At 72.3% G+C, this 21662-nt stretch carries 27 protein-coding genes and 14 pseudogenes; 18 read left to right on the forward strand and 23 right to left on the reverse strand.

What is annotated here, in order from left to right; translation table 11 throughout:
* Positions 1 to 8: 8 nt before the first annotated feature.
* The 8 genes and pseudogenes from G5V59_RS15220 to G5V59_RS15260 all read right to left on the reverse strand — a co-directional run bounded on the left by G5V59_RS15220 (position 9) and on the right by G5V59_RS15260 (position 5618).
* The gene (locus tag G5V59_RS15220; protein WP_278256998.1) at positions 9 to 737 is read right to left on the reverse strand and encodes a hypothetical protein; all 729 of its coding nucleotides are present in this window, start codon (positions 735 to 737) and stop codon (positions 9 to 11) included.
* Positions 738 to 741: 4 nt separating this feature from the next.
* Positions 742 to 1350, reverse strand: a pseudogene (locus G5V59_RS15225) (DUF3418 domain-containing protein); the annotation flags it as partial.
* 79 nt (positions 1351 to 1429) lie between these two features.
* A pseudogene (locus G5V59_RS15230) lies at positions 1430 to 1621 on the reverse strand (DUF3418 domain-containing protein); the annotation flags it as partial.
* Positions 1622 to 1718: 97 nt separating this feature from the next.
* Positions 1719 to 2102 (reverse strand): annotated as a pseudogene (locus G5V59_RS15235) (DUF3418 domain-containing protein); the annotation flags it as partial.
* 37 nt (positions 2103 to 2139) lie between these two features.
* A pseudogene (locus G5V59_RS15240) lies at positions 2140 to 2307 on the reverse strand (DUF3418 domain-containing protein); the annotation flags it as partial.
* Positions 2308 to 2521: 214 nt separating this feature from the next.
* Positions 2522 to 3856 carry a helicase-related protein gene (locus G5V59_RS36755; protein ID WP_341351220.1) on the reverse strand — a complete coding sequence of 445 codons (1335 nt, stop codon included), beginning with the start codon at positions 3854 to 3856 and terminating at the stop codon, positions 2522 to 2524.
* The gene (locus G5V59_RS15255; RefSeq protein ID WP_278256999.1) at positions 3741 to 4592 is read right to left on the reverse strand and encodes a hypothetical protein; all 852 of its coding nucleotides are present in this window, start codon (positions 4590 to 4592) and stop codon (positions 3741 to 3743) included. Before G5V59_RS15255 ends, G5V59_RS36755 begins: the two co-directional genes overlap by 116 nt.
* A gap of 51 nt (positions 4593 to 4643) precedes the next feature.
* The gene (locus G5V59_RS15260; RefSeq protein WP_278257000.1) at positions 4644 to 5618 is read right to left on the reverse strand and encodes a hypothetical protein; all 975 of its coding nucleotides are present in this window, start codon (positions 5616 to 5618) and stop codon (positions 4644 to 4646) included.
* Between the two features lie 303 nt (positions 5619 to 5921).
* On the opposite strand from G5V59_RS15260, the pseudogene rocD (G5V59_RS36760) reads away from it, so the two are divergent.
* The 13 genes and pseudogenes from rocD (G5V59_RS36760) to G5V59_RS15315 form a co-directional block, all read left to right on the forward strand.
* A pseudogene (gene rocD, locus G5V59_RS36760) lies at positions 5922 to 6098 on the forward strand (ornithine--oxo-acid transaminase); the annotation flags it as partial.
* On the forward strand, positions 6061 to 7530 hold the full coding sequence (gene rocD / locus G5V59_RS15265) for an ornithine--oxo-acid transaminase (protein WP_341350952.1): 1470 nt from the start codon (positions 6061 to 6063) through the stop codon (positions 7528 to 7530). The pseudogene rocD (G5V59_RS36760) and the gene rocD (G5V59_RS15265), both read left to right, overlap by 38 nt.
* Positions 7442 to 7780, forward strand: coding sequence for a hypothetical protein (locus G5V59_RS15270; RefSeq protein WP_278257001.1), 339 nt, complete (start codon positions 7442 to 7444; stop codon positions 7778 to 7780). The genes rocD (G5V59_RS15265) and G5V59_RS15270 overlap by 89 nt, the downstream gene beginning before the upstream one ends.
* Before the next feature lie 20 nt (positions 7781 to 7800).
* Positions 7801 to 8070: a hypothetical protein gene (locus tag G5V59_RS15275; RefSeq protein WP_278257002.1), complete on the forward strand. Its 270-nt coding sequence runs from the start codon at positions 7801 to 7803 to the stop codon at positions 8068 to 8070.
* Complete coding sequence (locus tag G5V59_RS15280; protein ID WP_278257003.1) at positions 8012 to 8392, forward strand: hypothetical protein; 381 nt, start codon at positions 8012 to 8014, stop codon at positions 8390 to 8392. Before G5V59_RS15275 ends, G5V59_RS15280 begins: the two co-directional genes overlap by 59 nt.
* Before the next feature lie 20 nt (positions 8393 to 8412).
* Positions 8413 to 8655, forward strand: coding sequence for an aldehyde dehydrogenase family protein (locus G5V59_RS15285; RefSeq protein WP_278257004.1), 243 nt, complete (start codon positions 8413 to 8415; stop codon positions 8653 to 8655).
* Positions 8652 to 8981: pseudogene (locus G5V59_RS15290) on the forward strand (aldehyde dehydrogenase family protein); the annotation flags it as partial. The gene G5V59_RS15285 and the pseudogene G5V59_RS15290, both read left to right, overlap by 4 nt.
* A pseudogene (locus G5V59_RS36765) lies at positions 8872 to 9123 on the forward strand (aldehyde dehydrogenase family protein); the annotation flags it as partial. The pseudogenes G5V59_RS15290 and G5V59_RS36765, both read left to right, overlap by 110 nt.
* Positions 9124 to 9241: 118 nt before the next feature.
* Positions 9242 to 9412, forward strand: a pseudogene (locus G5V59_RS36770) (aldehyde dehydrogenase family protein); the annotation flags it as partial.
* 121 nt (positions 9413 to 9533) lie between these two features.
* Positions 9534 to 9779 (forward strand): aldehyde dehydrogenase family protein, encoded by a 246-nt coding sequence (locus G5V59_RS15300; protein ID WP_278259867.1) that lies wholly within the window; start codon positions 9534 to 9536, stop codon positions 9777 to 9779.
* A gap of 15 nt (positions 9780 to 9794) precedes the next feature.
* Entirely contained in the window at positions 9795 to 10448 is a 654-nt protein-coding gene (locus G5V59_RS36775) for a hypothetical protein (protein WP_341350953.1), read from the forward strand.
* A pseudogene (locus tag G5V59_RS36780) lies at positions 10412 to 10564 on the forward strand (DUF1338 family protein); the annotation flags it as partial. The gene G5V59_RS36775 and the pseudogene G5V59_RS36780, both read left to right, overlap by 37 nt.
* A gap of 67 nt (positions 10565 to 10631) precedes the next feature.
* On the forward strand, positions 10632 to 10982 hold the full coding sequence (locus tag G5V59_RS15315) for a DUF1338 family protein (RefSeq protein ID WP_278257005.1): 351 nt from the start codon (positions 10632 to 10634) through the stop codon (positions 10980 to 10982).
* Here G5V59_RS15315 and G5V59_RS15320 read toward each other — a convergent pair.
* The 7 genes and pseudogenes from G5V59_RS15320 to G5V59_RS15350 form a co-directional block, all read right to left on the reverse strand.
* The gene (locus tag G5V59_RS15320) at positions 10979 to 11116 is read right to left on the reverse strand and encodes a hypothetical protein (RefSeq protein ID WP_278257006.1); all 138 of its coding nucleotides are present in this window, start codon (positions 11114 to 11116) and stop codon (positions 10979 to 10981) included. The two genes, G5V59_RS15315 and G5V59_RS15320, sit on opposite strands and share 4 nt — an antisense overlap.
* A gap of 68 nt (positions 11117 to 11184) precedes the next feature.
* Positions 11185 to 11424: an SRPBCC family protein gene (locus G5V59_RS15325; protein ID WP_278257007.1), complete on the reverse strand. Its 240-nt coding sequence runs from the start codon at positions 11422 to 11424 to the stop codon at positions 11185 to 11187.
* 69 nt (positions 11425 to 11493) lie between these two features.
* Positions 11494 to 11892 (reverse strand): hypothetical protein, encoded by a 399-nt coding sequence (locus tag G5V59_RS15330; protein ID WP_278257008.1) that lies wholly within the window; start codon positions 11890 to 11892, stop codon positions 11494 to 11496.
* 63 nt (positions 11893 to 11955) lie between these two features.
* Positions 11956 to 12453: an FUSC family protein gene (locus tag G5V59_RS15335; RefSeq protein WP_278257009.1), complete on the reverse strand. Its 498-nt coding sequence runs from the start codon at positions 12451 to 12453 to the stop codon at positions 11956 to 11958.
* Positions 12399 to 13328, reverse strand: a complete 930-nt coding sequence (locus G5V59_RS15340; protein ID WP_278259868.1) for an SDR family oxidoreductase — start codon at positions 13326 to 13328, stop codon at positions 12399 to 12401. The genes G5V59_RS15335 and G5V59_RS15340 overlap by 55 nt, the downstream gene beginning before the upstream one ends.
* A 65-nt stretch (positions 13329 to 13393) precedes the next feature.
* Positions 13394 to 14767, reverse strand: coding sequence for an NAD(P)/FAD-dependent oxidoreductase (locus G5V59_RS15345; protein WP_278257010.1), 1374 nt, complete (start codon positions 14765 to 14767; stop codon positions 13394 to 13396).
* A pseudogene (locus G5V59_RS15350) lies at positions 14748 to 14963 on the reverse strand (NAD(P)-binding protein); the annotation flags it as partial. The pseudogene G5V59_RS15350 and the gene G5V59_RS15345, both read right to left, overlap by 20 nt.
* 393 nt (positions 14964 to 15356) lie before the next feature.
* On the opposite strand from G5V59_RS15350, the gene G5V59_RS15355 reads away from it, so the two are divergent.
* Positions 15357 to 15590 (forward strand): hypothetical protein, encoded by a 234-nt coding sequence (locus tag G5V59_RS15355; protein WP_278257011.1) that lies wholly within the window; start codon positions 15357 to 15359, stop codon positions 15588 to 15590.
* 55 nt (positions 15591 to 15645) lie between these two features.
* Here the strand turns inward: G5V59_RS15355 and G5V59_RS15360 are convergent, their stop codons facing one another.
* The 5 genes and pseudogenes from G5V59_RS15360 to G5V59_RS15375 form a co-directional block, all read right to left on the reverse strand.
* Positions 15646 to 15771, reverse strand: a complete 126-nt coding sequence (locus G5V59_RS15360) for a hypothetical protein (protein ID WP_278257012.1) — start codon at positions 15769 to 15771, stop codon at positions 15646 to 15648.
* A gap of 228 nt (positions 15772 to 15999) precedes the next feature.
* A complete protein-coding gene (locus G5V59_RS15365; protein ID WP_278259869.1) occupies positions 16000 to 16503 on the reverse strand; it encodes a threonine/serine exporter family protein in 504 nt (167 codons plus the stop codon).
* Positions 16395 to 16865, reverse strand: coding sequence for a threonine/serine exporter family protein (locus tag G5V59_RS15370; protein ID WP_278259870.1), 471 nt, complete (start codon positions 16863 to 16865; stop codon positions 16395 to 16397). Before G5V59_RS15370 ends, G5V59_RS15365 begins: the two co-directional genes overlap by 109 nt.
* 64 nt (positions 16866 to 16929) lie before the next feature.
* A pseudogene (locus G5V59_RS36785) lies at positions 16930 to 17076 on the reverse strand (hypothetical protein); the annotation flags it as partial.
* 16 nt (positions 17077 to 17092) lie between these two features.
* Positions 17093 to 17353, reverse strand: a pseudogene (locus tag G5V59_RS15375) (threonine/serine exporter family protein); the annotation flags it as partial.
* Between the two features lie 127 nt (positions 17354 to 17480).
* On the opposite strand from G5V59_RS15375, the pseudogene G5V59_RS15380 reads away from it, so the two are divergent.
* From G5V59_RS15380 to G5V59_RS15390, 3 genes and pseudogenes are all read left to right on the forward strand, one after another.
* A pseudogene (locus G5V59_RS15380) lies at positions 17481 to 17924 on the forward strand (glutamate-cysteine ligase family protein); the annotation flags it as partial.
* 79 nt (positions 17925 to 18003) lie between these two features.
* Positions 18004 to 18189 (forward strand): annotated as a pseudogene (locus tag G5V59_RS15385) (glutamate-cysteine ligase family protein); the annotation flags it as partial.
* Between the two features lie 93 nt (positions 18190 to 18282).
* Complete coding sequence (locus G5V59_RS15390; RefSeq protein ID WP_278257013.1) at positions 18283 to 18615, forward strand: hypothetical protein; 333 nt, start codon at positions 18283 to 18285, stop codon at positions 18613 to 18615.
* Here G5V59_RS15390 and G5V59_RS15395 read toward each other — a convergent pair.
* The 3 genes from G5V59_RS15395 to G5V59_RS15405 all read right to left on the reverse strand — a co-directional run bounded on the left by G5V59_RS15395 (position 18612) and on the right by G5V59_RS15405 (position 20145).
* Positions 18612 to 19211, reverse strand: a complete 600-nt coding sequence (locus G5V59_RS15395) for a hypothetical protein (RefSeq protein WP_278257014.1) — start codon at positions 19209 to 19211, stop codon at positions 18612 to 18614. The genes G5V59_RS15390 and G5V59_RS15395 overlap by 4 nt on opposite strands.
* A gap of 93 nt (positions 19212 to 19304) precedes the next feature.
* Positions 19305 to 19451, reverse strand: a complete 147-nt coding sequence (locus G5V59_RS15400) for a hypothetical protein (RefSeq protein ID WP_278257015.1) — start codon at positions 19449 to 19451, stop codon at positions 19305 to 19307.
* Between the two features lie 31 nt (positions 19452 to 19482).
* Positions 19483 to 20145, reverse strand: a complete 663-nt coding sequence (locus G5V59_RS15405) for a hypothetical protein (protein WP_278257016.1) — start codon at positions 20143 to 20145, stop codon at positions 19483 to 19485.
* Positions 20146 to 20284: 139 nt separating this feature from the next.
* On the opposite strand from G5V59_RS15405, the gene G5V59_RS15410 reads away from it, so the two are divergent.
* Positions 20285 to 21655 carry a wax ester/triacylglycerol synthase domain-containing protein gene (locus G5V59_RS15410; RefSeq protein ID WP_278259871.1) on the forward strand — a complete coding sequence of 457 codons (1371 nt, stop codon included), beginning with the start codon at positions 20285 to 20287 and terminating at the stop codon, positions 21653 to 21655.
* Positions 21656 to 21662 lie beyond the last annotated feature (7 nt).

The raw sequence follows: 21662 nt of genomic DNA on the forward strand, positions 1-21662 counted from the left end.
GAACCCCGTCACCCTACCCGGGAAGAGGGAGCACGCCGGGCCGGGAGCGCCTCACGGCGCAGGGCCGCTCGTAGCGGCTTGTTTTGGGACCCGGGGCTGCCGCGACCCGGCGTGCTCCTGGTTCCTAGTGTACGGGTCTCACCCGAGTCCGCGGGACAGGCTCGAGGTGACCGGCGGCCTCCAGGCTGCTCCGCCAGGACCAGCATCCGGCGTACGTCGGCGTCGGGGACCTCGCTCGACGCGGCGCGGCCGGCCGCCACCACCCGCGCGAACGCGGCGGCGCGCAGGAGCACGTCGGCGAACTCGCTCGTGGCGATCCCCCGCAGCACCTCGTCGACCATGTGACGAAGCTCATCGGGCCCCGGCGGGTCGGCGACCCCGGCGACCACCCGGGCGAACTCCGCCCGGCCCCGTCCGGCCTCGAACTGGCGCGCGACGCCGGCCGGGTCGGCGTACACCCACGACCGGAGCAGGTAGAGCCGCCACAGGCAGCCGGCGAGCGAGTCGGCCGCGGCGTGCGACCAGACCTGGGCGATCGCCTCGATGCCCTCGGTGTCGGCGAGGTGGACCAGTCGCTCGGCGACGCCCGCGTCGGCGCTGTCGTGCGCGCCGCGCACCAGGAGCACCGCCGCCCGCTCGGCGGCCTCGGTCACCAGCGCCGGGTCGACGCCGTCCTGCTGCTCGTCGAAGAAGGCGGCCTCCCGCGGCACGGGCTTGTGGTGGGGGCGATCGGCCATCCGTTCAGGCTAGCCCGTCGAACGCCTTGCGCAGGCGTACGTCGGAGACGGGTCCGTCGACACCGGTTCGCTGGGCCCACAGCGAGACCCGGTACTCCTCCAGCATCCAGCGGATCGCGCGCAGCCCCGCGCCCGGCGGCCGGCCCTGCGGCAGCGCCGCGACCCGGTCGAGGTAGGCGTCCTGCAGCGGCTGCAGGCTGGTCGAGCCGCTGCCGGTCCTTGGCGAGCGCGGCCGGGCCGCCGGTCCCCAGCGCGGTACGACGCTCGCGCATCGCGTGCAGGTAGGTGCGGTAGCGGCGCAGCCGGGCGGCGCCCGCCTCACCGACGAAGCCGTCGTGCACCAGCCGCCCGAGTCTGGGCCTGCAGGTCGGTGAGCGCCGGCAGCAGCGGCAGGTCGGCGCGACCGCTCAGCAGCCGCTCGACCTCGCGCCACTCGGCGAGCACCCGCAGCAGACTCGGCCAGCGTGGTGCGCACCTCGGTGGCGGCGGTGCCGCGCAGGGCGGCGAGCAGGGCGTCGTGCTGCTCCCGGGTGCGGACGGGCTCGCGCGCGTCCACCGCGTCGACGACGACGGCGCGCAGGCAGTCCGCCAACAGCGCCGGTACACCGGCGTAGGGCGTCCCGGAGAGGCCGAGCTTTGTCGGCGTTCGACAGCCCCTCGGCGATGCCCTTGACGGGCGCGTCGCCGAGCGCGAGCAGCAGCAGCCGGACGACGCCGAGGCGGTGCCGGGCGTCGCGCTCGTCGGCGGAGCCGGCGACCTGGAGGCCCACCGTCGTCCCCTCGTCGACCAGGCCGGGGAAGGCCTCGACCTCGTGCCCGGCCCGGGTCCAGGTCGCGGCGGCGGGGATCTCGTCGAAGACCCAGTCGGTCTCGCCGGTGCGGGCGACGCCGGAGTCGCTGGCGACCGCCGCAAGGGCCCGGTCGAGTCTGTGGCTGCAGCGGCTCCTTGAGAGCGGCCAGCGACTTGCCGCGGCCCTGCACCTTCCCCGCCTCGTCCACCACGCGGTAGGTCGGGGTGAGGTGCGCGGGCAGCGCGGCCAGGTCCCACTCCTCGCGCGGCACGTGCACGCCCGTCGTGGAGCGCAGGTAGCGCTCCAGGGCGGGCAGCAGCGCCTCCTCCCCCGGCGGTACGGCGGCCAGGAACTCCCGCGCCGTGTTGGGCGCCGGCACGAAGTCTCACCCGCAGCCGCTTCGGCAGCCCGCGGATCAGCCTCGACCACCAGCCTCCTCGCGCAGCCCGGGCACGATCCAGGAGAAGTCGTCGTCGTCCACGCGGTTGAGCGTGGAGACCGGGATGTCGATCGTCAGCCCGTCGTCCTTCGCGCCCGGCTCGAAGTGGTAGGCTGATCGGGAAGGTGAGCCCACCGGACACCGACCACTGCTCCGGGTAGTCGGTCTCGGTGACCTCCTCGGCCGCGTCGTGGGTGAGCATCGCGGGGTCGAAGGTGAGCAGGCCGGGCTGCTTGCGGCGCTCGTCGCGCCACCAGCGGTCGAAGTGCGCGCCGCTGACGGCGGTCGCGGGGACGCGCGCGTCGTAGAAGTCGAAGAGGGTGTGCTCGTCGACGACCAGGTCGCGCCGACGGGCGCGGTGCTCGAGCCTCCTCGGCCTGCTCCAGCAGCCGGCGGTTGTCGCGGAAGAAGTGGTGGCGGGTGTCCCACTCGCCGTAGACCAGCGCGTGCCGGATGAACAGACTCCCGGGAGAGCTCGGGGTCGATCTTCGCGTAGTTGACCGAGCGGTCGCTGGCGAGCGGTACGCCGTAGAGGGTGACCCGTTCCTTCGCCATCACCGCCTGCCGCCTGCGCGACCAGTGCGGCTCGGAGTAGGTCCGCTTGACCAGGTGCGCGCCGAGCCGCTCGGCCCACTGCGGCTGGATCGCGGCGTTCTGCCGGGCCCACAGCCGGCCGGTCTCGACCAGCCTCGCCGGCCATCACGAAGGGCGGGTTCTGCCGGGCCAGGCCGCTGCCGGGGAAGATCGCGAACTTGGCGCCGCGCGCGCCGAGGTACTCCCGCGGGCCGGGGCGCCGGCCGTCCTTGCGCGCACCCGGCTTGGGCTTCTCCCGCTCCTCCAGCACGCCGACGTGCGAGAGCAGGCCGGACAGGAGTGCCTGGTGGATGCCGTCGGCGTCGGGGGTGTCGGTGGGCGCCTCCAGCCGCAGGCCCATCTCCTTGGTGACCTGGCGCAGCCTGGGAGACCAGGCTCCTGCCACTCGCGCACCCGCACGTAGTTGAGGTGCTCCCGCTTGCACATCCGGCGGAAGGCGCTGCCGGAGAGCCTCCTTCTGCTGCTGGCGCAGGTGGTTCATCAGGTTGAGCAGGGTGAGGAAGTCCGAGCCCTCGGCCTTGAAGCGGGCATGCAGGCTGGTCGGCGTGGGCGCGCTCCTTGGGCTGCTCGGCGCCGGGCCGCTCGCGCGGGTCCTGCAGCGAGAGGGCGGCCACGATGACCAGCACGTCGCGCACGCAGCCCAGCCTGCTCGGCCTCCAGCAGCATCCGGCCCAGCCGGGGGTCGATCGGGAGCCGGGCCAGGCGGCGGCCGGTCTTGGTGAGCTCCTGCTTCCCCGACACCGCCCCGGGTCTCCTCGAGCAGCCTGGACGCCGGCCTGCACGTTGCGGCGGTCCGGCGGCTCCACGAACGGGAAGCGGGCGATGTCGCCGAGCCCCAGCGAGGTCATCTGGAGGATCACCGACGCCAGGTTGGTCCGCAGGATCTCCGGGTCGGTGAACTCCGGGCGCGCCTCGAAGTCCTCCTCGGAGTAGAGCCGGATCGCGATGCCGGCGGCGACCCGTCCGCAGCGGCCCGAGCGCTGGTTGGCCGAGGCCCGGCTGATCGGCTCGATCGGGAGCCGCTGCACCTTGGTGCGTGCGGAGTAGCGGGAGATCCGGGCGACGCCGGTGTCCACGACGTACCGGATGCCGGGGACGGTCAGCGAGGTCTCGGCGACATTGGTCGCCAGCACCACCCGGCGCCGCGAGCCGTGGGCGGGGGCGAACACCCGGTGCTGCTCAGCCGCGGACAACCGCGAGAACAGCGGCAGCACGTCGATGCCCCGGATGCCTTCGGCCAGCGGCGCGAGCGCCTCCGCGGTGTCGCGGATCTCCCGCTCCCCCGGAAGGAACACCAGCACGTCGCCCGGGCCCTCCGCCGCGAGCTCCTGGACCGCCTCCACGATCGCCTCGGTCTGGTCCCGGACGATCGGCTCGCCTTCTCCGTCGACGCTGTCGTCCTCCGCCAGGCCCGCATGGTCGACCAGCGGCCGGTACCGCACCTCGACCGGGTAGGTCCGCCCGCTCACCTCCACCACGGGCGCGTCGAAGTGCTTCGCGAAGCGCTCGACGTCGATGGTCGCGGAGGTGATGACCAGCCTTGAGGTCCGGCCGCTTGGGCAGCAGGCTGGCGCAGGTAGCCCAGCAGGAAGTCGATGTTGAGACTGCGCTCGTGAGCCTCGTCGATGATGATCGTGTCGTAGCGGCGCAGCATCCGGTCACGCTGCAGGCTCCGCGAGCAGGATGCCGTCGGTCATCAGCCTTGACCCGGCTCTGCTTCGAGGTCTTGTCGGTGAATCGCACCTGGTAGCCGACCAGGTCCCCCAGGCTCGGTCCCCAGGCTCCTCCGCGATCCGCTCCGCCACCGACCGGGCCGCGATCCGGCGCGGCTGGGTGTGGCCGATCATCCGCGGGCGGCCGCGTTCGTCGGGTGTGCCGCGTCCCAGACTCCAGGCAGATCTTCGGCAGCTGGGTGGTCTTCCCCGAGCCCGTCTCGCCGGCGACGATGACGACCTGGTGGTCGCGGATCGCGGCGGCGATGTCGTCGCGGCGGGCGCTGACCGGCAGGCCGGGCGGGTAGGTGATCTTCACAGCCCGACCATTGTCCCGGGTCAGGGCCAGCCCGGCGCAATCGGATTCGGGTCAGGAGCGTGGCACCACGTAGGCGAGCACGGCGCGGCGTACCTGCTCCAGGGTGAGCGAGTCCCGTTCGAGCAGGGTGATCACGTAGACGTCGTCGCCGTACGCGGCGGCGACCTGGGTGAAGTCCCGCGACACCGCGACGGCCGCGCGGTCCGCACCCGGCAGCGTCGCCGGACCGCAGGTCCAGCCGGGCGGGCAGGGCCTGCCGACCACCGTCGCCCACTGCGTGCCGGTGTCGAAGCGGAACACCGTCCCGCCCTTGCGGCCGGGCTGGCTGCGCTGGGCCAGCGCGATCATCTCGCTCGCGTCCACCGACCCGTCGCCGTCGTCGTCGGCGGCACGGGTCAGTCCGTCGACCACGGCCGCGAGCGCCGGCTTCGTGGCCGGGGGCGGCTCGACGGCCTGCCGGTCGGCCGGCTCGCTTGCCGGACCGCTCCAGGCGAGCCCGGCGACCACCGCCGCCGCGACCACTCCGCCGGTGACGGCGAGGCGCCGCGCCCGCAGCCGCTGCCGGCCCCGTCGTACGTCGTCGGCGACTGCTCCACCGGGCAGCGGCGCGTCCTGGGCGAGCGCGGCGAGCCGCTCCTCGATCTCGATCATGCGTTCTCTCCTTGCAGGCTGGTCCGCAGCGCCGCGAGGGCGGCGGACGTCTGGCTCTTCACGGTCCCTGGGCTGATGCCGAGGTCGGCGGCGGTCTCCTCCACGCTGAGCCCCCCACCAGTGCCGCAGCACCACCACCCGGCGCTGGCCCGGCGGCAGCGCCCGCAGCGCCGCCCACAGGTCCCCGTGCTCCGCCGGCTCCGGCGCCACCCGCTCGGGCAGGTCGTCCCCCGCCGCCGACTCGCGCCGCCAGGGTCGCCGGCGCTCGTCGAGATGCGCGTTGACCACCGCGCGCCGCACGTAGGCGTCGACGGAGTCCGCGCGCTGCACACGCGGCCAGGCGACGTACAACCGGGTGAGGGCGGCCTGGACCACGTCCTCGGCGCGATGCGGGTCACCGCACAGCAGCCATGCCGTCCGGAACAGCCTGCGGGCGTCGCTGGGCGACGTACGTCGCGAACGCCTCGTCGCGCCGGGCCATCGACCGCCTCCTCGTCGTCATCCTTCACCGAGATGACGCAACGGGCGCCGGATCGGTTGGGCCCGGCGCTCGATCGGGCGCGGCGTGCCGCGTCGTCGGCTTGACAGAGGGGGGTGTGTCCTGGGTTACAGTGGAGAAGGATTGTCGGACAAAAGCCGGTCTCACCGGAAATCTTCCTGCCTCAGAGGAGGTACAGCATGAGTCTCGCGACCGAGCGACCCGATGTCACGCCGCAGCGCACCGCCGCGGAGGTGGCCCGCGCCGAGGAGCGCACCGCCCACAACTACCACCCGCTGCCGGTGGTCCTCAGCGAGGCGGAGGGAGCCTGGCTGACCGATGTCGACGGGCGCCGCTTCCTCGACTTCCTCGCCGGCTACTCCGCCCTCAACTTCGGCCACGGCAACCCGCGCCTGCTCGCTGCGGCGCACGCCCAGCCTGGACCGGCTGACGCTGACCAGCCGGGCTTTCGTGCACGACCGGTTCGCGGACTTCTGCGCCGCGCTCGGCGACCTGTGCGGCAAGGACATGGTGCTGCCGATGAACACCGGCGCCGAGGCGGTCGAGACGGCGGTCAAGGTCGCCCGCAAGTGGGGCTACGACGTCAAGGGGGTCCCCGCCGAGACCGCTCGGATCGTCGTGGCGGCCGGCAACTTCCACGGCCGGACGACGACCATCGTCGGCTTCTCCGACGACCCCGACGCCCGCGGTGGCTTCGGTCCGTTCACCCCCGGCTTCGACCTGGTCCCCTACGGCGACCTGGCGGCCCTGGAGGCGGCGATCACGCCGAGCACGGTGGCGGTGCTGATCGAGCCGATCCAGGGCGAGGGCGGCGTGGTCATCCCGCCCGAGGGCTACCTGCGCGGGGTGCGCGAGGCGTGCACCCGCGAGAGCGTGCTCTTCGTCGCCGACGAGATCCAGGCGGGTCTGGGGCGGACCGGGCGGACGTTCGCGTGCGACCACGAGGACGTCGTGCCCGACCTCTACGTGCTCGGCAAGGCACTCGGCGGCGGCGTCGTCCCGGTCTCGGCCGTGGTCGGCGACCGCGACGTGCTCGGCGTCCTGCACCCGGGCCAGCACGGCTCGACCTTCGGCGGCAACCCGCTCGCGTGCGCGGTGGGCCTGGAGGTCGTCACCATGCTCGCGACCGGCGAGCACCAGCGGCACGCGGACGCGCTCGGCGCCGTCCTGGCCGATCGACTCGGAGCGATGGTCGGCAACGGCGTCGTCTCCTTCCGCTCGCGCGGCCTGTGGGCCGGGGTCGACATCGACCCCGCGCTCGGCACCGGCCGCGAGGTCTGCGAGCGGCTCTTGGCGCGCGGCGTGCTCGCCAAGGACACCCACGGCTCGACCATCCGGCTCGCCCCGCCGCTGGTCATCTCGGCCGACGACCTGCACCGGGGACTGGACCAGGCTCGAGGAGACACTGCGATGAAGCGAAGCATCAACCAGGTCGGCGTGATCGGACTCGGCAAGGTCGGCGAGCTCGTCGCCGGGCTGCTGACCGACGCCGGCTTCAAGGTCAGCGGGTACGACGCCCAGGCCCGCCCCGGCCTGCGCTTCGAGACCACCGAGTCTGGACGTCAGCGACGCCCACGCCCTGCGCGAGGCGCTGCGCGGGGTGGACGCCGTCGTGTCCTGCCTGCCCTACGACAAGAACATCGACGTCGCCGAGGCGGCCGCCAGCGTCGGCTGCCACTACTTCGACCTCACCGAGGACGTGCCCACCACGCAGCGCGTGGTCGAGTCTCGCCCAGGAGCACCCGGGCGTCGCGTTCGTGCCGCAGTGCGGCCTGGCCCCGGGCCTGATCGGCATCGTCGGCGCCTCGTTGGCCAAGGGCTTCGAGACGATCCGCTCGATCGGTCTCAAGGTCGGCGCGCTGCCGCAGAACCCCACCGGGCTGCTGGGCTACGCCTTCAACTGGTCCGCGGAGGGCGTCGTCAACGAGTACCTCAACGACTGCGAGGTGCTCCGCTCCGGTCGCCGCCAGATGGTGCCGGCCATGGAGGAGAAGGAGCGCGTCGTCATCGGCGGCATCGAGTCTGGAGGCGGCGCTGACCTCCGGCGGCCTCGGCACGATGTGCCAGACCTACGAGGGCCGTGTGCAGCGCCTCGACTACAAGACCATGCGCTACCCCGGCCACTTCGAGCAGATGCACTTCCTCTTCGACGAGACTCGGCCTGCGCGAGCGGCGCGAGGAGGTGGGCCGGATCCTGGTCGAGGCCAAGCCGCCGGTCAACGACGACATCGTCTACCTCCACGCCGCCGTCGAGGGCGTCAAGAACGGCATGCCGTTCCGCGAGAACCACGTGCGCGGCTACCTCCCGATCACGCTCACCGATGCTGAGGGCACCGATCGCACCTGGCGGGCCATCTCCTGGACGACCGCGGCCTCCGCGGTCGCCGTGGTGGAGCCTGGTCGCCGAGGGCAAAGCTGCCCCAGGAGGGCTTCGTGCGCCAGGAGGACATCGCCCTGGAGGACCTGTACGCGACCCACTCCGGTCGCCGTTTCGCCGACTACGGAAAGATCGCCTGATGAGCACCACGACCGACCTGTCCGCCCGCGCCCGCCAGATCCTCGCCGAGCTCGGCGCGGCCGACCCGTTCGCCGACGGTGGCGACCTGGTCGCCACCTCGCCCGTCGACGGCTCCGAGTCTGGGCCGGCTGACCTCCCACACCCCCGACGAGGTGACCGCCGCGATCGGCACTGCCCAGGCTGCCTTCGAGGAGTGGCGCACGGTGCCCGCGCCGGTCCGCGGCCACCTGGTCCGCGAGCTCGGCGAGCGCTGCGCGAGCACAAGGAGGTGCTCGGCGAGCCTGGTCTCCATCGAGGCCGGCAAGATCCGCTCCGAGGGCCTCGGCGAGGTCCGAGGAGATGATCGACATCTGCGAGTTCGCGGTGGGCCTCTCCCGCCAGCCTGCACGGCCTGACCATCGCTTCCGAGCGCCCGGGCCACCGGATGATGGAGCAGTGGCACCCGCTCGGTGTCGTCGGCGTCATCTCGGCCTTCAACTTCCCCGTCGCGGTCTGGTCCTGGAACGCCGCCCTCGCGCTCGTCGCGGGCGACGCCGTGGTCTGGAAGCCCTCGGAGAAGACCCTGCTGACCGCGCTCGCGTGCCAGGCCCTGGCCGCGGAGGCTGCCCGCCGTGTGGGGGCGCCGCAGGCGCTGTCCCAGGTGGTCCTGGGCGGGAGCGCGGTCGGCGAGGTGCTGGTCGACGACCCGCGCGTGCCGCTCGTCTCGGCCACCGGCTCGACCCGGATGGGCAAGCCTGGTCGCCCCGCGGGTCGCCGCCCGCCTGGGCCGCTGCCTGCTCGAGCTCGGTGGCAACAACGCCGCCGTGATCGCGCCCTCGGCCGACCTCGATCTCGCCGTGCGCGGCATCGTGTTCTCCGCCGTGGGCACCGCCGGCCAGCGCTGCACCTCGCTGCGCCGGGTGATCGTGCACGAGTCGATCCACGACGAGTCTGGTCGACCGGCTCTCCAAGGCCTACGGCACGCTGTCCATCGGCTCGCCGCTGGAGCCATCGACGCTCGTCGGCCCGCTCGTCGACGAGGCGGCGACGAAGGGCTTCCTGGCCGCGGTCGAGCAGGCCCAGGCCGACGGTGGCCGCCTGGTCACCGGAGGCATGCGTGCCGACGGCGTGACCGGTGGGCAGTACGTCGTACCCGCCGTCGTGGACATGCCGGCGCAGACCGACATCGTCAAGCAGGAGACCTTCGCTCCCCTGCTCTACGTGCTGACCTACCGCGAGCCTGGACGAGGCGATCGCGCTGCACAACGAGGTCGCCCAGGGGCTGTCCTCGGCGATCTTCACCCTCGACGTGCGCGAGGCCGAGACCTTCACCTCCGCGACCGGCTCCGACTGCGGCATCGCCAACGTCAACATCGGTACGTCCGGCGCGGAGATCGGCGGCGCCTTCGGCGGCGAGAAGGAGACCGGCGGCGGGCGCGAGTCCGGCTCGGACGCGTGGAAGTCCTACATGCGCCGCACGACCAACACGATCAACTACTCCACCGAGTCGCCGCTGGCGCAGGGGGTCGAGTTCGGATGATCGGCGCGACCGAGCTTGCGGGCGCGGTTCGCCCGCTCGCTCTCGGCGCTCTACGGCTCGGAGGTCCCGGCGTACACCACGCTGGTGGAGGTCTCCGAGGCCGTGAACACCGACGTCCTCGCCGCGATGGGGCCCGAGGCCGAGCGCCTCGGCTCCATCGCGCGGGTGACGGCGGAGCGGCACGGCGCCATCCGGGTCGGTACGCCGGACGAGTCTCGCGCAGGTGGGCCGGATCTTCGGTGCCTGCGGGATGTACCCCGTCGGGTTCTACGACCTGCGCGAGGCGAGCCCGCCCATCCCGGTGGTCTCCACGGCGTTCCGCCCGATCGACGGCGCGGAGCCTGGCGGCCAACCCGTTCCGGGTGTTCACCTCGCTGCTCGTGGTGGACGACCGGCGCTTCTTCGACGCCGCCACCCAAGCACAGGCTCGAGGAGTTCCTCGGCGCGAGGCGGCTCTTCCCCGCCGAGTCTGCTCGACCTGGCCGACCTCGCGGAGAAGGCCGGTGGCCTCGAGGACGCCGACGCCGACCGGTTCCTGGAGCCTGGCCACCGGGGCCTTCGCGCTCTCGCCCGAGCCGGTCGACCGGGCCTGGTACGACCGCCTGCAGGCGATCTCCTCGGTCGCCGCGGACATCGGTGGCGTCGCCTCGACCCACATCAACCACCTGACCCCGCGGGTGCTCGACATCGACGACCTCTACCGCCGGATGACCGAGCGCGGGATCACCATGATCGACCGGATCCAGGGCCCTCCGCTCACCACGAAGCCCGCCGTGCTGCTGCGCCAGACGTCCTTCCGCGCGCTCGCCGAGCCGCGTGCCTTCCGCGAGGCCGACGGGTCGGTCGTGCGCGGTGAGCCTGAGCGTCCGCTTCGGCGAGGTCGAGGCACGCGGGGTCGCGCTGACCCCCGAGGGCCGCGCGCTGTACGACGCCCAGGGCATCGACGCCTTCCCCGGCACCGAGCAGGGCCTGCACGACGCGGGGCTGGCCTACTACCGACGGGACGCCGACGGGCTGCTCCAGCCGATCGTCTACGAGGACTTCCTGCCGAAGTCCGCCGCCGGCATCTTCGCCTCGAACCTCACCTCCGACGGTGCGGTCGACGCGGCCCAGCGCGCGGCCGCTCGTGACGCGGCGTGGCTGCAGGACGCCCTCGGGCGCGCGCTGCACGACCCCTACGCGCTCTACGCGGCCCAGGTCTAGGGCAACGCGAGCACGTTGCGCACCAGCGCGTCGCTGGTGTGCCGGACCGCGACGCCCACCACGGGCCTCACGGCGCTCGCGATGGTCCGGCCCGCCGGCCCGCCCGGCAGCGTGTGGTCGATCCACGCCGCCACGCGGGTCCGGTCGTCGCCGAGGTCGGTGAACGACCAGCGCTGGGTGGTCTGGATGCCCTTGACCGAGGTCAGGCTCGATCAGCCGGTCCCGCTCCCAGCCGGTGCACTCGATGCGCGCCTTGAGCGGCACCCCGACCTTCATCGTCCCGTCGTACTGGGCGCCGACGCCGGTGAGCCTGGTCGGTGACCGGGTCGATCCGGGACAGCCCGTACATCCAGTCCTTGGTGTGGGTGAAGTCGTCGACGTAGGCGAACACCTTGCTGACGGGCGCGTCGATCTCGACACTGTGCTCCACGACGTTGCTCACGCGAGCATCCTCTCAACGCGGCGGCGGGAGCGCGTCCGTCGCCTCCAGCCTGGCCCATCCCGGTGACCATCAGCAGGTCGGCGACGATCGCGCGCAGGCTGGGCCAGGATCGCCTCGGCGGTGAGCACCTCGCTGCGCTCGACCACCCCGGTCGCCGCACCGACGGCGAGCACGTCGTCGCGGGCGGTGGCGGCCAGCCGGTCGGCGGCCAGGCTCGTCGGCCACCGCGTCGGCGGCGTCGGCGAGGTCGGCCGCCAGCACGGCGTACGACGCGGGGACGGGCCGGCGGCGGTAGGCCGCGATCGAGGTCTGCCGCACCAGCACGCGGGTGCTGCGCAGGGCGCGGTCGAGCGGGTCGACGAGTCTCGACCATCCGGCGCAGCGGCTCGCGGTGGCGCACCCGGAAGGGCGAGGAGCCTGACGACCGACATGCCCTCCTCGGCGGCGGCCTGCAGGCTCGCGGATCATCCGGTCGGTGGCGCGGGCGTCGGCGAGCAGACTCGAGCGCGGGGGTGACCTCGCCGTCGACCATCAGGTCGGAGGCCGCCCGGAGCAGGCTCGGCGATCTTGCGAGCGACGGCGGCGGCCTGCTCCCGCGGACGCCGCAGCGGCGCGGCCGGCACGACCATGGCGGCGACGAGGGCCACGGCGCCGCCGATGAGGGCGTCGGTCCAGCGCAGGAAGGCGCCGTTGGCACCGGGCAGCAGCGAGGCGACGACGATGGACTGCACCGCGGCCTGGGTGACGAAGAGGATGCCGGCGTCGAGCAGCAGCGCCGTCGACATCGCGAGGAAGACGATCAGCCCGAGCCTGCCAGGCGCCCGAGCCGATGCCGGCGACGAGCACGTCCGCGACGAAGACCCCGATCGCGACGCCGATGGTGACCTCGGCGACGCGCCGCAGCCGCTGGCCGTACGACGTGCCGAGGGAGACCACCGCGGCGATGGGCGCGAAGAACGGGCGCTGGTGACCGATCAGGTCGGCGGCGACGAACCAGGCGACCGCCGCGGCGACGGCGCACTGGAGCACGACGTAGCGCTTGGACTTCCAGCGCTCGATGCGGCCGCGCAGCGACAGGCGGCTGCGCGACCACATCCGATCGAGCGACGCCTCCACGGAGGCGAGACTAGTGGGCTCAGACCACCTTGGTCGGGAGCACCCGCTTCGAGAGCACCGCGACGATGTCCTCGTAGCGCGAGCCGGTGAACTTCTGGAAGTTGTGCAGCGCGTGCGCGTCGAGGCCGACCAGGACGCGGGCCTGGTTCTTGGTGATGCCCTTGACGATGATCTCGGCGGCGCGGTCCGGGGTCATCCGCGCGAGCTTCTCGTCGAACAGACTTCGCCGTCGCGGCCTGGTCCTCCTTGTCGGAGACCCGGGCGCTGCGCGCGATCGCGGTCTTGATGCCGCCGGGGTGCACCGAGGTGACGCCGACCTTGTGACCGGCGATCAGCATCTCCTCGCGGAGCGCCTCGGTGAAGCCGCGCACCGCGAACTTGGTGGCGTTGTAGGCGCTCTGGCCGGGCATCGCGAGCAGGCCGAACAGCGAGGACAGGTTGACGACGTGCCCGTCGCCGGAGGCGATCAGGTGCGGCAGGAACTCCTTGGTGCCGTAGACGACTCCCCAGAAGTTGATCCCGACGATCCACTCCATGTCCTCGTAGGTCAGGTCCACCGCGTCACCGGCGAGCGCGACGCCCGCGTTGTTGATGACCACGTTGACCTGGCCGAAGTGCTCGGCCACCTCGGTCGCGTACGACGCGAAGGCCGCCTTGTCCGCCACGTCGAGCCGCGCGGTGTGCACGTCCGGCGAGCCGGCCTTGACCGCGAGCTCGACGGTCTCGCCGAGACCGGCCTCGTTGACGTCGGAGAGCGCCGGGCGGGCGCCCTTCCCGGCGAGGTTCACGGCGAGGGCGCGGCCGATGCCGGAGCCGGCTCCGGTGATGACGACGACCTTGTTGCTGAGGTTCTTCACGAGCCTGACCTTCTCCTTGGCGGGTGCCGACGGGGCGGGGTGGGCCGCCCGGACGTCGTACTTGTCGATGTCGAACTGGGACAGGTGCTGCCGGAACGTGAACGTCTGTCCCGGCCAGAGCGTGGTGTTGTTGCCGAACTTGTCGAGGTACCAGGCTCGCGCAGCCGCCGGTCTGCCACACGGTGGGCTTCATCTTGCGGCGGATCTGGGCGGTCCACGCGTCCTGCGCGGCCTGCGTCGGCTCGAGCACCGCGAGGCCCTCGCGGCGCATCGCCTTGGCTGCCTCGACGACGTAGCGGACCTGGGACTCGATGATGAAGATCATGCTGCTGTGACCGAGCGCGGTGTTCGGCCCGACGATCTGGAACAGGTTGGGGAAGCCGTGGATGGTCGTCCCCTTGTACGCCGCCATGCCGCCCTCGTCCCAGACGTCGGCCAGCGTGCGGCCCTCCCGGCCGGTGATGTGCTGGGCGATCGGCGGCTCGGTGACGTAGAAGCCGGTGGCGACCACGAGCACGTCGATCGGCCGCTCCACGCCGTCCGCGGTGACGACCGCGTCGCCGGTGACCTTGGCAATCGGGTCGGTGACCAGGTCGACGTTGTCGGCGTCGAGCGCGGGGTACCACTTGTTGGAGATCAGGATCCGCTTGCAGCCGGCCCGGTAGTCCGGGGTGACCTTCGCCCGCAGCGCCGGGTCGGTGATGCCCTTGGCGATGTTGCGCTTGCCCTGCAGGCTCGACCGCGCGCATCAGTCTGCGGGAACCGGGCGAACGCCGGGACCCGCGCCTCGAGCGTGCCGTAGACGAGACCGCGCAGCGCGCGCTGGACGCCGGGGACGTGCTTGAAGACGGCCTTCTCCAGGCCGCTGAAGGCGCGCTCGTTGCGGGGGATGATCCAGTTCGGGGTGCGCTGGTAGACGTCCACGTGGCCGGCGACCTGCTGCAGGCTCGGGGACGAGCCTGGACGGCGGAGGCGCCGGTGCCGATCACGGCGACGCGCTTGCCGGCGAGGTCGACGTCGTGGTCCCACCGCGCGGAGTGGAAGATCTCGCCCTGGAAGTCCTCGATGCCCTCGATCTCGGGCAGCCGGGGCTCCGAGAGCCCGCCGGAGCCGGAGATGACGGTGCGGGCGGCGTACTCCTTGGTGCCGTCGGGGCCCTCGGTGCGCACGATCCAGCGCTGCGCGTCCTCGTCCCAGGCGGCGTCGAGCACGGCGGTGTCGAACACGAAGCGGTCCAGCGTGCCGGAGCGCTCGGCGACCTTGCGGGTGTAGGCCCAGATCTCCTGCTGCGGGGAGTAGACCTTGGACCAGTCCGGGTTGAGCGCGAAGGAGTAGGAGTAGAGCCTGGCTCGGGACGTCGCACTCCGCACCCGGGTAGGTGTTGATGTGCCACGTGCCGCCGACGTCGCTGTCCTTCTCGATCACCACGAAGTCGCGCTCGGCGGCCTCGTCGAGCTTGATCGCGGCGGCGAGACCGGCGAAGCCGGCGCCCACGACGAGGTGGTCCACGTTGGTGCGACCGGGAGTAACGCTCATGGGAAGGACGCTATTGGCGCTATTGAACATCTGTCAATAGAGTGGGTCACGTGACGGCCACCACCCCCTCCCCGCGCACCCGGCTCGCGCCGGACGAGCGGCGCCAGCAGGCTCCTCGAGCCTGGGCATCCGGCTGCTGACCAACCGCTCCCTGGAGGAGCCTGTCGATCGACACCCTGGCCGAGGAGGCCGGCATCTCGCGCGGCCTGCTCTACCACTACTTCGGCGGCAAGCAGGGCTACTTCGAGGCCGTCGTCCAGCACGCGGCCGACGACCTCTACCGGCGCACCGCTCCCCCGTCCGACGGCGAGCCGCTGGAGCGCCTGCTCGGCTCCATCACCGGCTACGTCGACTACGTCATCGAGAACCAGGACGCCTACCGCTCCCTGCTCAAGACCGCCGCGGGCAGCAACGAGGCGCTGCGTGCGATCTACGAGGCGACCTTCCGCGCTCTCGCCGACCGGTTCTTCACCGAGGAGACCGGCACCCTCGAGCCTGCCCGACACCCCCGCCGTCCGGCTGGTCATCCACGCCTGGCAGGCCATGGTCGAGGACCTGGTGCTCACCTGGTGCGCCCATCCCGCGGGCCTGACCCGCGAGGACCTGGTCGTGGTGATCACCTCGGCGCTGCCGGCGATCATCGACACGCTCCCGTGAGACACCACGAGCCGGGCCCCCGTGCGGGGACCCGGCTCGTGGAGACCTGAAGCGATCAGGGCAGGGTGGGCACGTCGTCGCCGCACTCCTTCTTGACGGCGTCGGTGAACTTGTCCTCGTCGCCCTTGACGTCCTTGTTCTTGTCGGCCCAGTCGGTGAGCGCCTTGGACGCCTTGTTCACCTTGTCCGCGTCGCCGGACTTGGTCGCGGCGGTGAGGTCCTTGTTGAGGTCGCAGAACTCCTTGGCCAGCCTTGTCCTCGTCGGCGCCGCAGGCGGTCAGCGAGAACACGGCAGCCAGGGCGATGCTGGCGAGGCCGAGCGTGGTCTTCTTCATGGGGGTGCTCCTGAGTCAGTGGGGACGAACGGTTGGTGAGACTTCCCCAGGACCATCTCGCGAAACCCTCCGTCTCAGCCCTCGGGCTCGCGGCTCCCCCGTCGCTTGCGGACCGACCGCGTGACGCCGACCAGGCGCGGGCCGGCGAGCCGCGCCTCGACCCGTCGGGCCTCGCGCATGACCGGCTGGGCGACGTACTCGCCGAGGATCACCCCGGAGGCCAGCGCGATCGCGACCGACGCCGCGGTGACCATCGCGAGCAGCCCCTGCGCGGCCTGCTGCCCGCCCTGCTCGCCGAGCAGGAAGAGGCCGCGGTAGATCGTGAGCCCCGGCAGCAGCGGTACGACGGCCGAGACCACGACCACGAGCGGCGGCACCCGGAACCGGCGGCCCACGGTGTAGCCGAACAGGCCGATCCCGAACGCCGCGACCCCGACCGCCCAGGGCCGGCCGAAGCCCGCCTGCGCGATCAGGCTCGGTGGCGGCGATCGCCCCGCCCCCGAGCACGGCGACCGGCAGCAGCGTGCGCTTGGGTGCGTAGGAGGAGAAGGCGAAGGCGGCCGCAGCGATCGCGGCACCGAGCGCGGCCGAGTCTCACCCCGACCAGGTCGAAGCGGGGCAGCACCAGTCGCGGGATCTCCAGGCCGACCCGCGAGCACAGCGAGAGCCCGCCGCTGACCCCGGCGAGGATGCCGGCGGTCGCCAGCACCGCCTCCAGCACGCGAGCGCCGCCGGTGACGAAGAAGCCGGAGAGGGCGTCCTGGATGGCACCCATGAAGCCGATGCCCGCCAGCAGCATGACGATGTTCGCGGTGACGACGAGCGAGGCGTTGAGGTGCACCCACGGCTCGGCCAGCCGGGTGCCGAGCGCCGCGAGCACGGTGGCGACCACACCGCCGGCGACCTGCTGGTAGAACCCCGGCAGGCGGCGGCGGGTCATCAGCAGACTGCAGCCGGTCGATGCACACCGCGGCGAGCAGCGCGACGAGCACCACGATCGGGCCACCACCGGTACGCAGCGCCACGCCCGCGCACATCGCACCCACGCCGAGGGTCGCCGCCCAGCGCGGGCGCGCGTGGCCGGAGGAGACGATCTGGGCCAGGCTCGGTGCGCGCGCCCTCCAGGTCCGCCGTGCCGCCCACGACGGCACGGACGAGGTGGTCGACCCGGGTCAGGTCCTCGTAGTCGATCTCGCGCTGGGTGACCTGCCGGATCTGCACCACCGGCGGCTCGTCGGCCCCCTGCTGCACGCTCATCGCCAGCGAGGTGAAGGTGACGTCCACCTGCGAGTGGCGCACGCCGAGCGCCCGGGCCAGCGCGCGCATCGTGGCGACCACGTCGGCGGCTCCCGCACCGGAGGACAGCAGCACCTCGCCGACGCGCAGGCACAGGTCGAGCGTGCGGTTGAGGGTCCGCGGGTCGTCCATCCGCTCATGCTGGCAGGTGCGCGGTGAGGGTGCCCAGGGTGGTCCCACGCCCTACGCTGAACGCGTGCGCATCGACTTCCACGGCTCGCAGGAGCCGACGATCGGGGTGGAGTGGGAGTTCGCGCTGGTGGACCGGCGGACTCGCGACCTCCGCAACGAGGCCGCCCACCTCTTCGCCCGGGCCAAGCCGCGGATGCCCGACCCCGGCAAAGTCTGCACAAGGAGCCTGCTGCGCAACACCGTCGAGGTGGTCACCGGGATCAACCCGACCGTCGCCGCCGCGATGGACGACCTGCGCACGACGCTGCGCTACGTCACCGCCGCGGCCGACGAGACTCGACATCGACCTGTACGGCGCCGGGACGCACCCCTTCGCCGACTGGACCGGCCAGCAGGCTCACCGAGGGCCACCGCTACGAGGAGCCTGATCAACCGCACCCAGTGGTGGGGCCGCCAGATGCTGATCTGGGGCGTGCACGTGCACGTCGGCCTGCCCGAGCAGAGCCGGGTCATGCCGGTACTCTCCGCACTGCTGACCTACTACCCGCACCTGCAGGCGCTCTCGGCCTCCTCGCCGATCTGGATGGGCGTGGACACCGGGTACGCCTCGAACCGGGCGCTGATGTTCCAGCAGGCTCCCCACCGCCGGCCTGCCCTTCCAGTTCGAGCGGTGGGAGGAGTTCGAGGCCTTCGCCCACGACCAGGTCACCACCGGCGTGATCGACGACCTCAGCGAGATCCGCTGGGACCTGCGCCCCGCCGTCAAGCACGGCACCCTCGAGAACCGCATCTGCGACGGCGTCTCCACCCTGACCGACATGGCCGCGCTGGTCGCCCTCATGCACTGCCTCGTGGTCTGGCTCGACGGCCGCGCCGCGGCGGGCGAGAAGCCTCCCCACGATGCCGCCGTGGCACGTGCAGGAGAACAAGTGGCGCGCCGCCCGCTACGGCGTCGACGCGATCGTGATCCTGGACGCGGAGTCCAACGAGCGGCTCGTCACCGACGACCTCGCCGACCTGGTCGAGCAGCCTCCTGCCCACCGCACGCCGCCTCGGCTGCGAGGCCGAGCCTGGCCTCGGTGCTCGACATCCCGGTCCGCGGGGCGTCGTACACCCGCCAGCGGGCGGTCGCCGAGCGCACCGGCGGCGACCTGGTCGCCGTGGTGGACTCCGTGGTCACCGAGTCTGCGGGCGGACCTGGAGTCCTGAGCAGCATCCTGCCGACCGGCGCGCCGACGACGCGCTCGGCCGGAGGAGGCTAGTAGCGCCGGGAGCCGATGAACTCGATCCGGCAGTCGTCGTCCTTGCACGCGGGCGTCTCGGCCCACACCAGGGCGGGGTCGAGCACCGCACCGGTCGACTTCATCACCTGCACGCCGGTGAACTTGGCCTCCTTGTAGGCCTTCACCACGAACACCAGGTCGCCCTTGCCGTCGCCGTCCACGTCGCTCAGGACCGCGCCCTGCAGGCTGCGCTGGCCGATCTTGGAGGTGCCGGTGAAGCCGGAGACCGGCTGCAGACGGCCGCTGGAGACGTCGTAGACCTGGGCGGTGGTCTCCTGGTCGTAGGAGTTGGTCTTCACCCCGACCAGGTGGGCGGTGCCGTCACCGGTGACGTCGCCGACGAGCAGGGCCTCGAAGTAGTCGCTGGACTTGGCGACCGCACCGGCCTCGAAGTTCTTGCCGCTGGACGTGAGCAGGGCGTAGCCGCGGTCACCGGCGTAGTAGGCTGCTGTAGGCCTTGTCGTCCAGGCGCTCGGCGGGCAGGCTGGGCCCACAGGTCGGTGTCGCCGTCCTTGTCGAAGTCGCCGGGGTAGAGCCGCACCACGTCGATCACCGCGTTGGGGATCGAGACCCACAGGGTGGGGTCGGAGAAGGTGCCCTTGCCGTCGTTGGCGAGCACCGAGATGTCGACGACGCGGTCGTTCGGCCCGGCGACCGCGAGGTCCTGGTCACCGTCGCCGTCGAAGTCGCCCGCGACGAGCCTGGATGTCGGGGTCGCCGTACTTGCGCAGGCTGGAGACGGACAGCGTGAAGTTCTGCTGCTCGGGGAAGTCCTTGTCGTCGGAGGACAGCGTGATCTGCTTGCCGGAGGCCACGAACGCCCAGGTGAGGTGCTCGTTGACGCCGTCACCGTCCCAGTCGAAGTAGAGGTCCTTCGGCTCCTTGTAGGGGTCGACGGCGACCTCGCTCAGCCTTGAAGCCGTTGCCGGTGCTCAGCGCCCGGACCTTCTTGACGTCGTCGTAGTCCTGGTAGACGTAGTAGCGCGCGTCGCCCTTGCCGTCGCCGTCGATGTCGCCCTGGATCGCGGCCTTCGACGAGCCGCCGCCACCGGGGTCCTTCGGGTCGTCGGCGCTCGTGCTCCCGTCGTCCCACGGCTTGAGCGCGACCAGGGTGATCGCGGTGCCCGCCACCAGCAGCAGCACGACGGCGAGACCGATCCAGAGCCCGAGCCGGCTCTTGCGGGGCGGGCTGGTGGCCGGCGGATAGCCGCCGTAGCCGTGCTGCGGCGCCGCGTGCTGCGGCACGCCGCCCGAGGGGATGTGACCATAGCCCGGCGGCGGCTGCGGGGACCAGTGCTGCTGGGGAGGCTGCGGGGAGAACTGCTGCGGCGCCTGCGGCGGGGGGCCGGCCGGCGGGGCGGCGGGAGGAGCCGCGGGCGGCTGCGGGGGCCGGACCTGCGTGGGCTCGGCCATCCGGCGTCGCTCGTCGGTCCAGCCGGTGCCGTCCCAACGACGCTCCCATCCGTCGCCGTCGGGGTACCACCCGGCCGGGGTCGAGAAATCGCTCACGCCCGCGTCCTTTCCACCATGAGGAGCATTCCAGACCTTCTTCCCCCGGAAGTGGGGGTGCCGAAACGCGCGATCGGCTTGTGAGGAGCGTCACGACGCGCAAGGATCAGGCTCCGGCGACGAAAGGTGGCTCCGCGTGGTGTCCGTACCCGGTTTCCGTCCGATCGATCCGACCTCCGCGGCGTTCCTGCTCGCCGAGAACCGCAGCCAGCCGATGCACGTGGGCGGGCTGCGAACTCTTCGAGCCGCCGGCGGACGCCGGTCCGGGCTACGTCCGGGAGATGTTCGAGTCGATGCGCGACACCGAGCGGATCGCCCCGCTCTTCCTCAAGCACCCGCACCGCTCGGTGAAGACCGGCGGCACGCTGGTGTGGCGCGACGACGAGCAGTTCGACATCGAGCACCACGTCCGGCACAGCGCGCTGCCGCAGCCGGGCCGGGTCCGCGAGTCTGCTGGAGCCTGGTCGGGCGGCTGCACTCCACCCGCCTGGCCTGGGAGCGCCCGCTGTGGGAGACCCACGTCATCGAGGGCCTCGCCGACGGCCGGGTGGCGATGTACACCAAGCTCCACCACTCCCTCGTCGACGGCATCTCGGCGATGCGGCTGATGGCGAGCGTGCTGTCCTCCGACCCCGAGCGCCGCAACATGCCGGCGCCCTTCGCCGAGGGAGCCGCCCGGAGGCGGCGTACCGAGGAGCCGGCGGCAGACTCGCTCCCAGCGGCTGCCGTCGACGCCGCCACCACCGCGGCCCGCACGCTGGCCGACCTGCCCGCCGACGCCCTGCGCGGGGCGCTCAGCATCAGCGCCGAGGCCGCCGGGATGCCGCTCGCGCTGGTCAAGACGCTGCGCAAGGGCATCAGGAACGAGACCTCGGCGGTGTCCCTGTCCGCGCCGCGCACGATCTTCAACCAGTCCATCACCGGCGCCCGCCGCTTCGCCGCCCAGGACTGGCCGGTCGAGCGGCTGCGCGGCGTGGGCAAGGCGACCGGTACGACGATCAACGACGTCGTGCTCGCCATGTGCAGCGGTGCGATGCGGACCTACCTGGCCGAGTCTGGACGCGCTGCCCGAGAAGTCCCTCGTCTCGATGGTCCCGGTCGGCCTCAACGCCAAGCAGGCCGGTACCGCCTCGGCCGCGGGCGGCAACGCGATCGGCGCGGTGATGGTCCGTCTCGCCACCGACCTGGCCGACCCCGCCGAGCGGCTGCGCACGATCAACCGGTCGATGAAGGACGGCAAGGAGGCGCTGTCCTCGATGACGCCGACCCAGATCGTCGCGATGAGCGCCATCGGGATGGCGCCCTCGATCGTCGTACCGGCGCTGGGGATGCAGGGCATGGTGCGCCCTCCGTTCAACCTGATCATCAGCAACGTGCCCGGGCCCCGGGTGCCGCACTACTGGAACGGCGCGCAGGCTCGTCGGCAACTACCCCGTCTCCATCCCGATCAACGGCCAGGCACTCAACATCACCTGCACGTCGTACGCCGGCAACATGGGCTTCGGGCTGACCGGCTG

Source organism: Nocardioides convexus (genome assembly GCF_011090295.1).

Excerpts from the sequence above, each read along its gene's own strand:
- G5V59_RS15370 (WP_278259870.1), bottom strand. The coding sequence starts at position 16,865 with ATGACCCGCCGCCGCCTGCCGGGGTTCTACCAGCAGGTCGCCGGCGGT.
- G5V59_RS15280 (WP_278257003.1), top strand. The coding sequence starts at position 8,012 with ATGCCGTTCCGCGAGAACCACGTGCGCGGCTACCTCCCGATCACGCTC.
- rocD (WP_341350952.1), top strand. The coding sequence starts at position 6,061 with ATGTCGACGGGCGCCGCTTCCTCGACTTCCTCGCCGGCTACTCCGCCC.
- G5V59_RS15330 (WP_278257008.1), bottom strand. The coding sequence starts at position 11,892 with ATGATCCGCGAGCCTGCAGGCCGCCGCCGAGGAGGGCATGTCGGTCGT.
- G5V59_RS15275 (WP_278257002.1), top strand. The coding sequence starts at position 7,801 with ATGTGCCAGACCTACGAGGGCCGTGTGCAGCGCCTCGACTACAAGACC.
- G5V59_RS15220 (WP_278256998.1), bottom strand. The coding sequence starts at position 737 with ATGGCCGATCGCCCCCACCACAAGCCCGTGCCGCGGGAGGCCGCCTTC.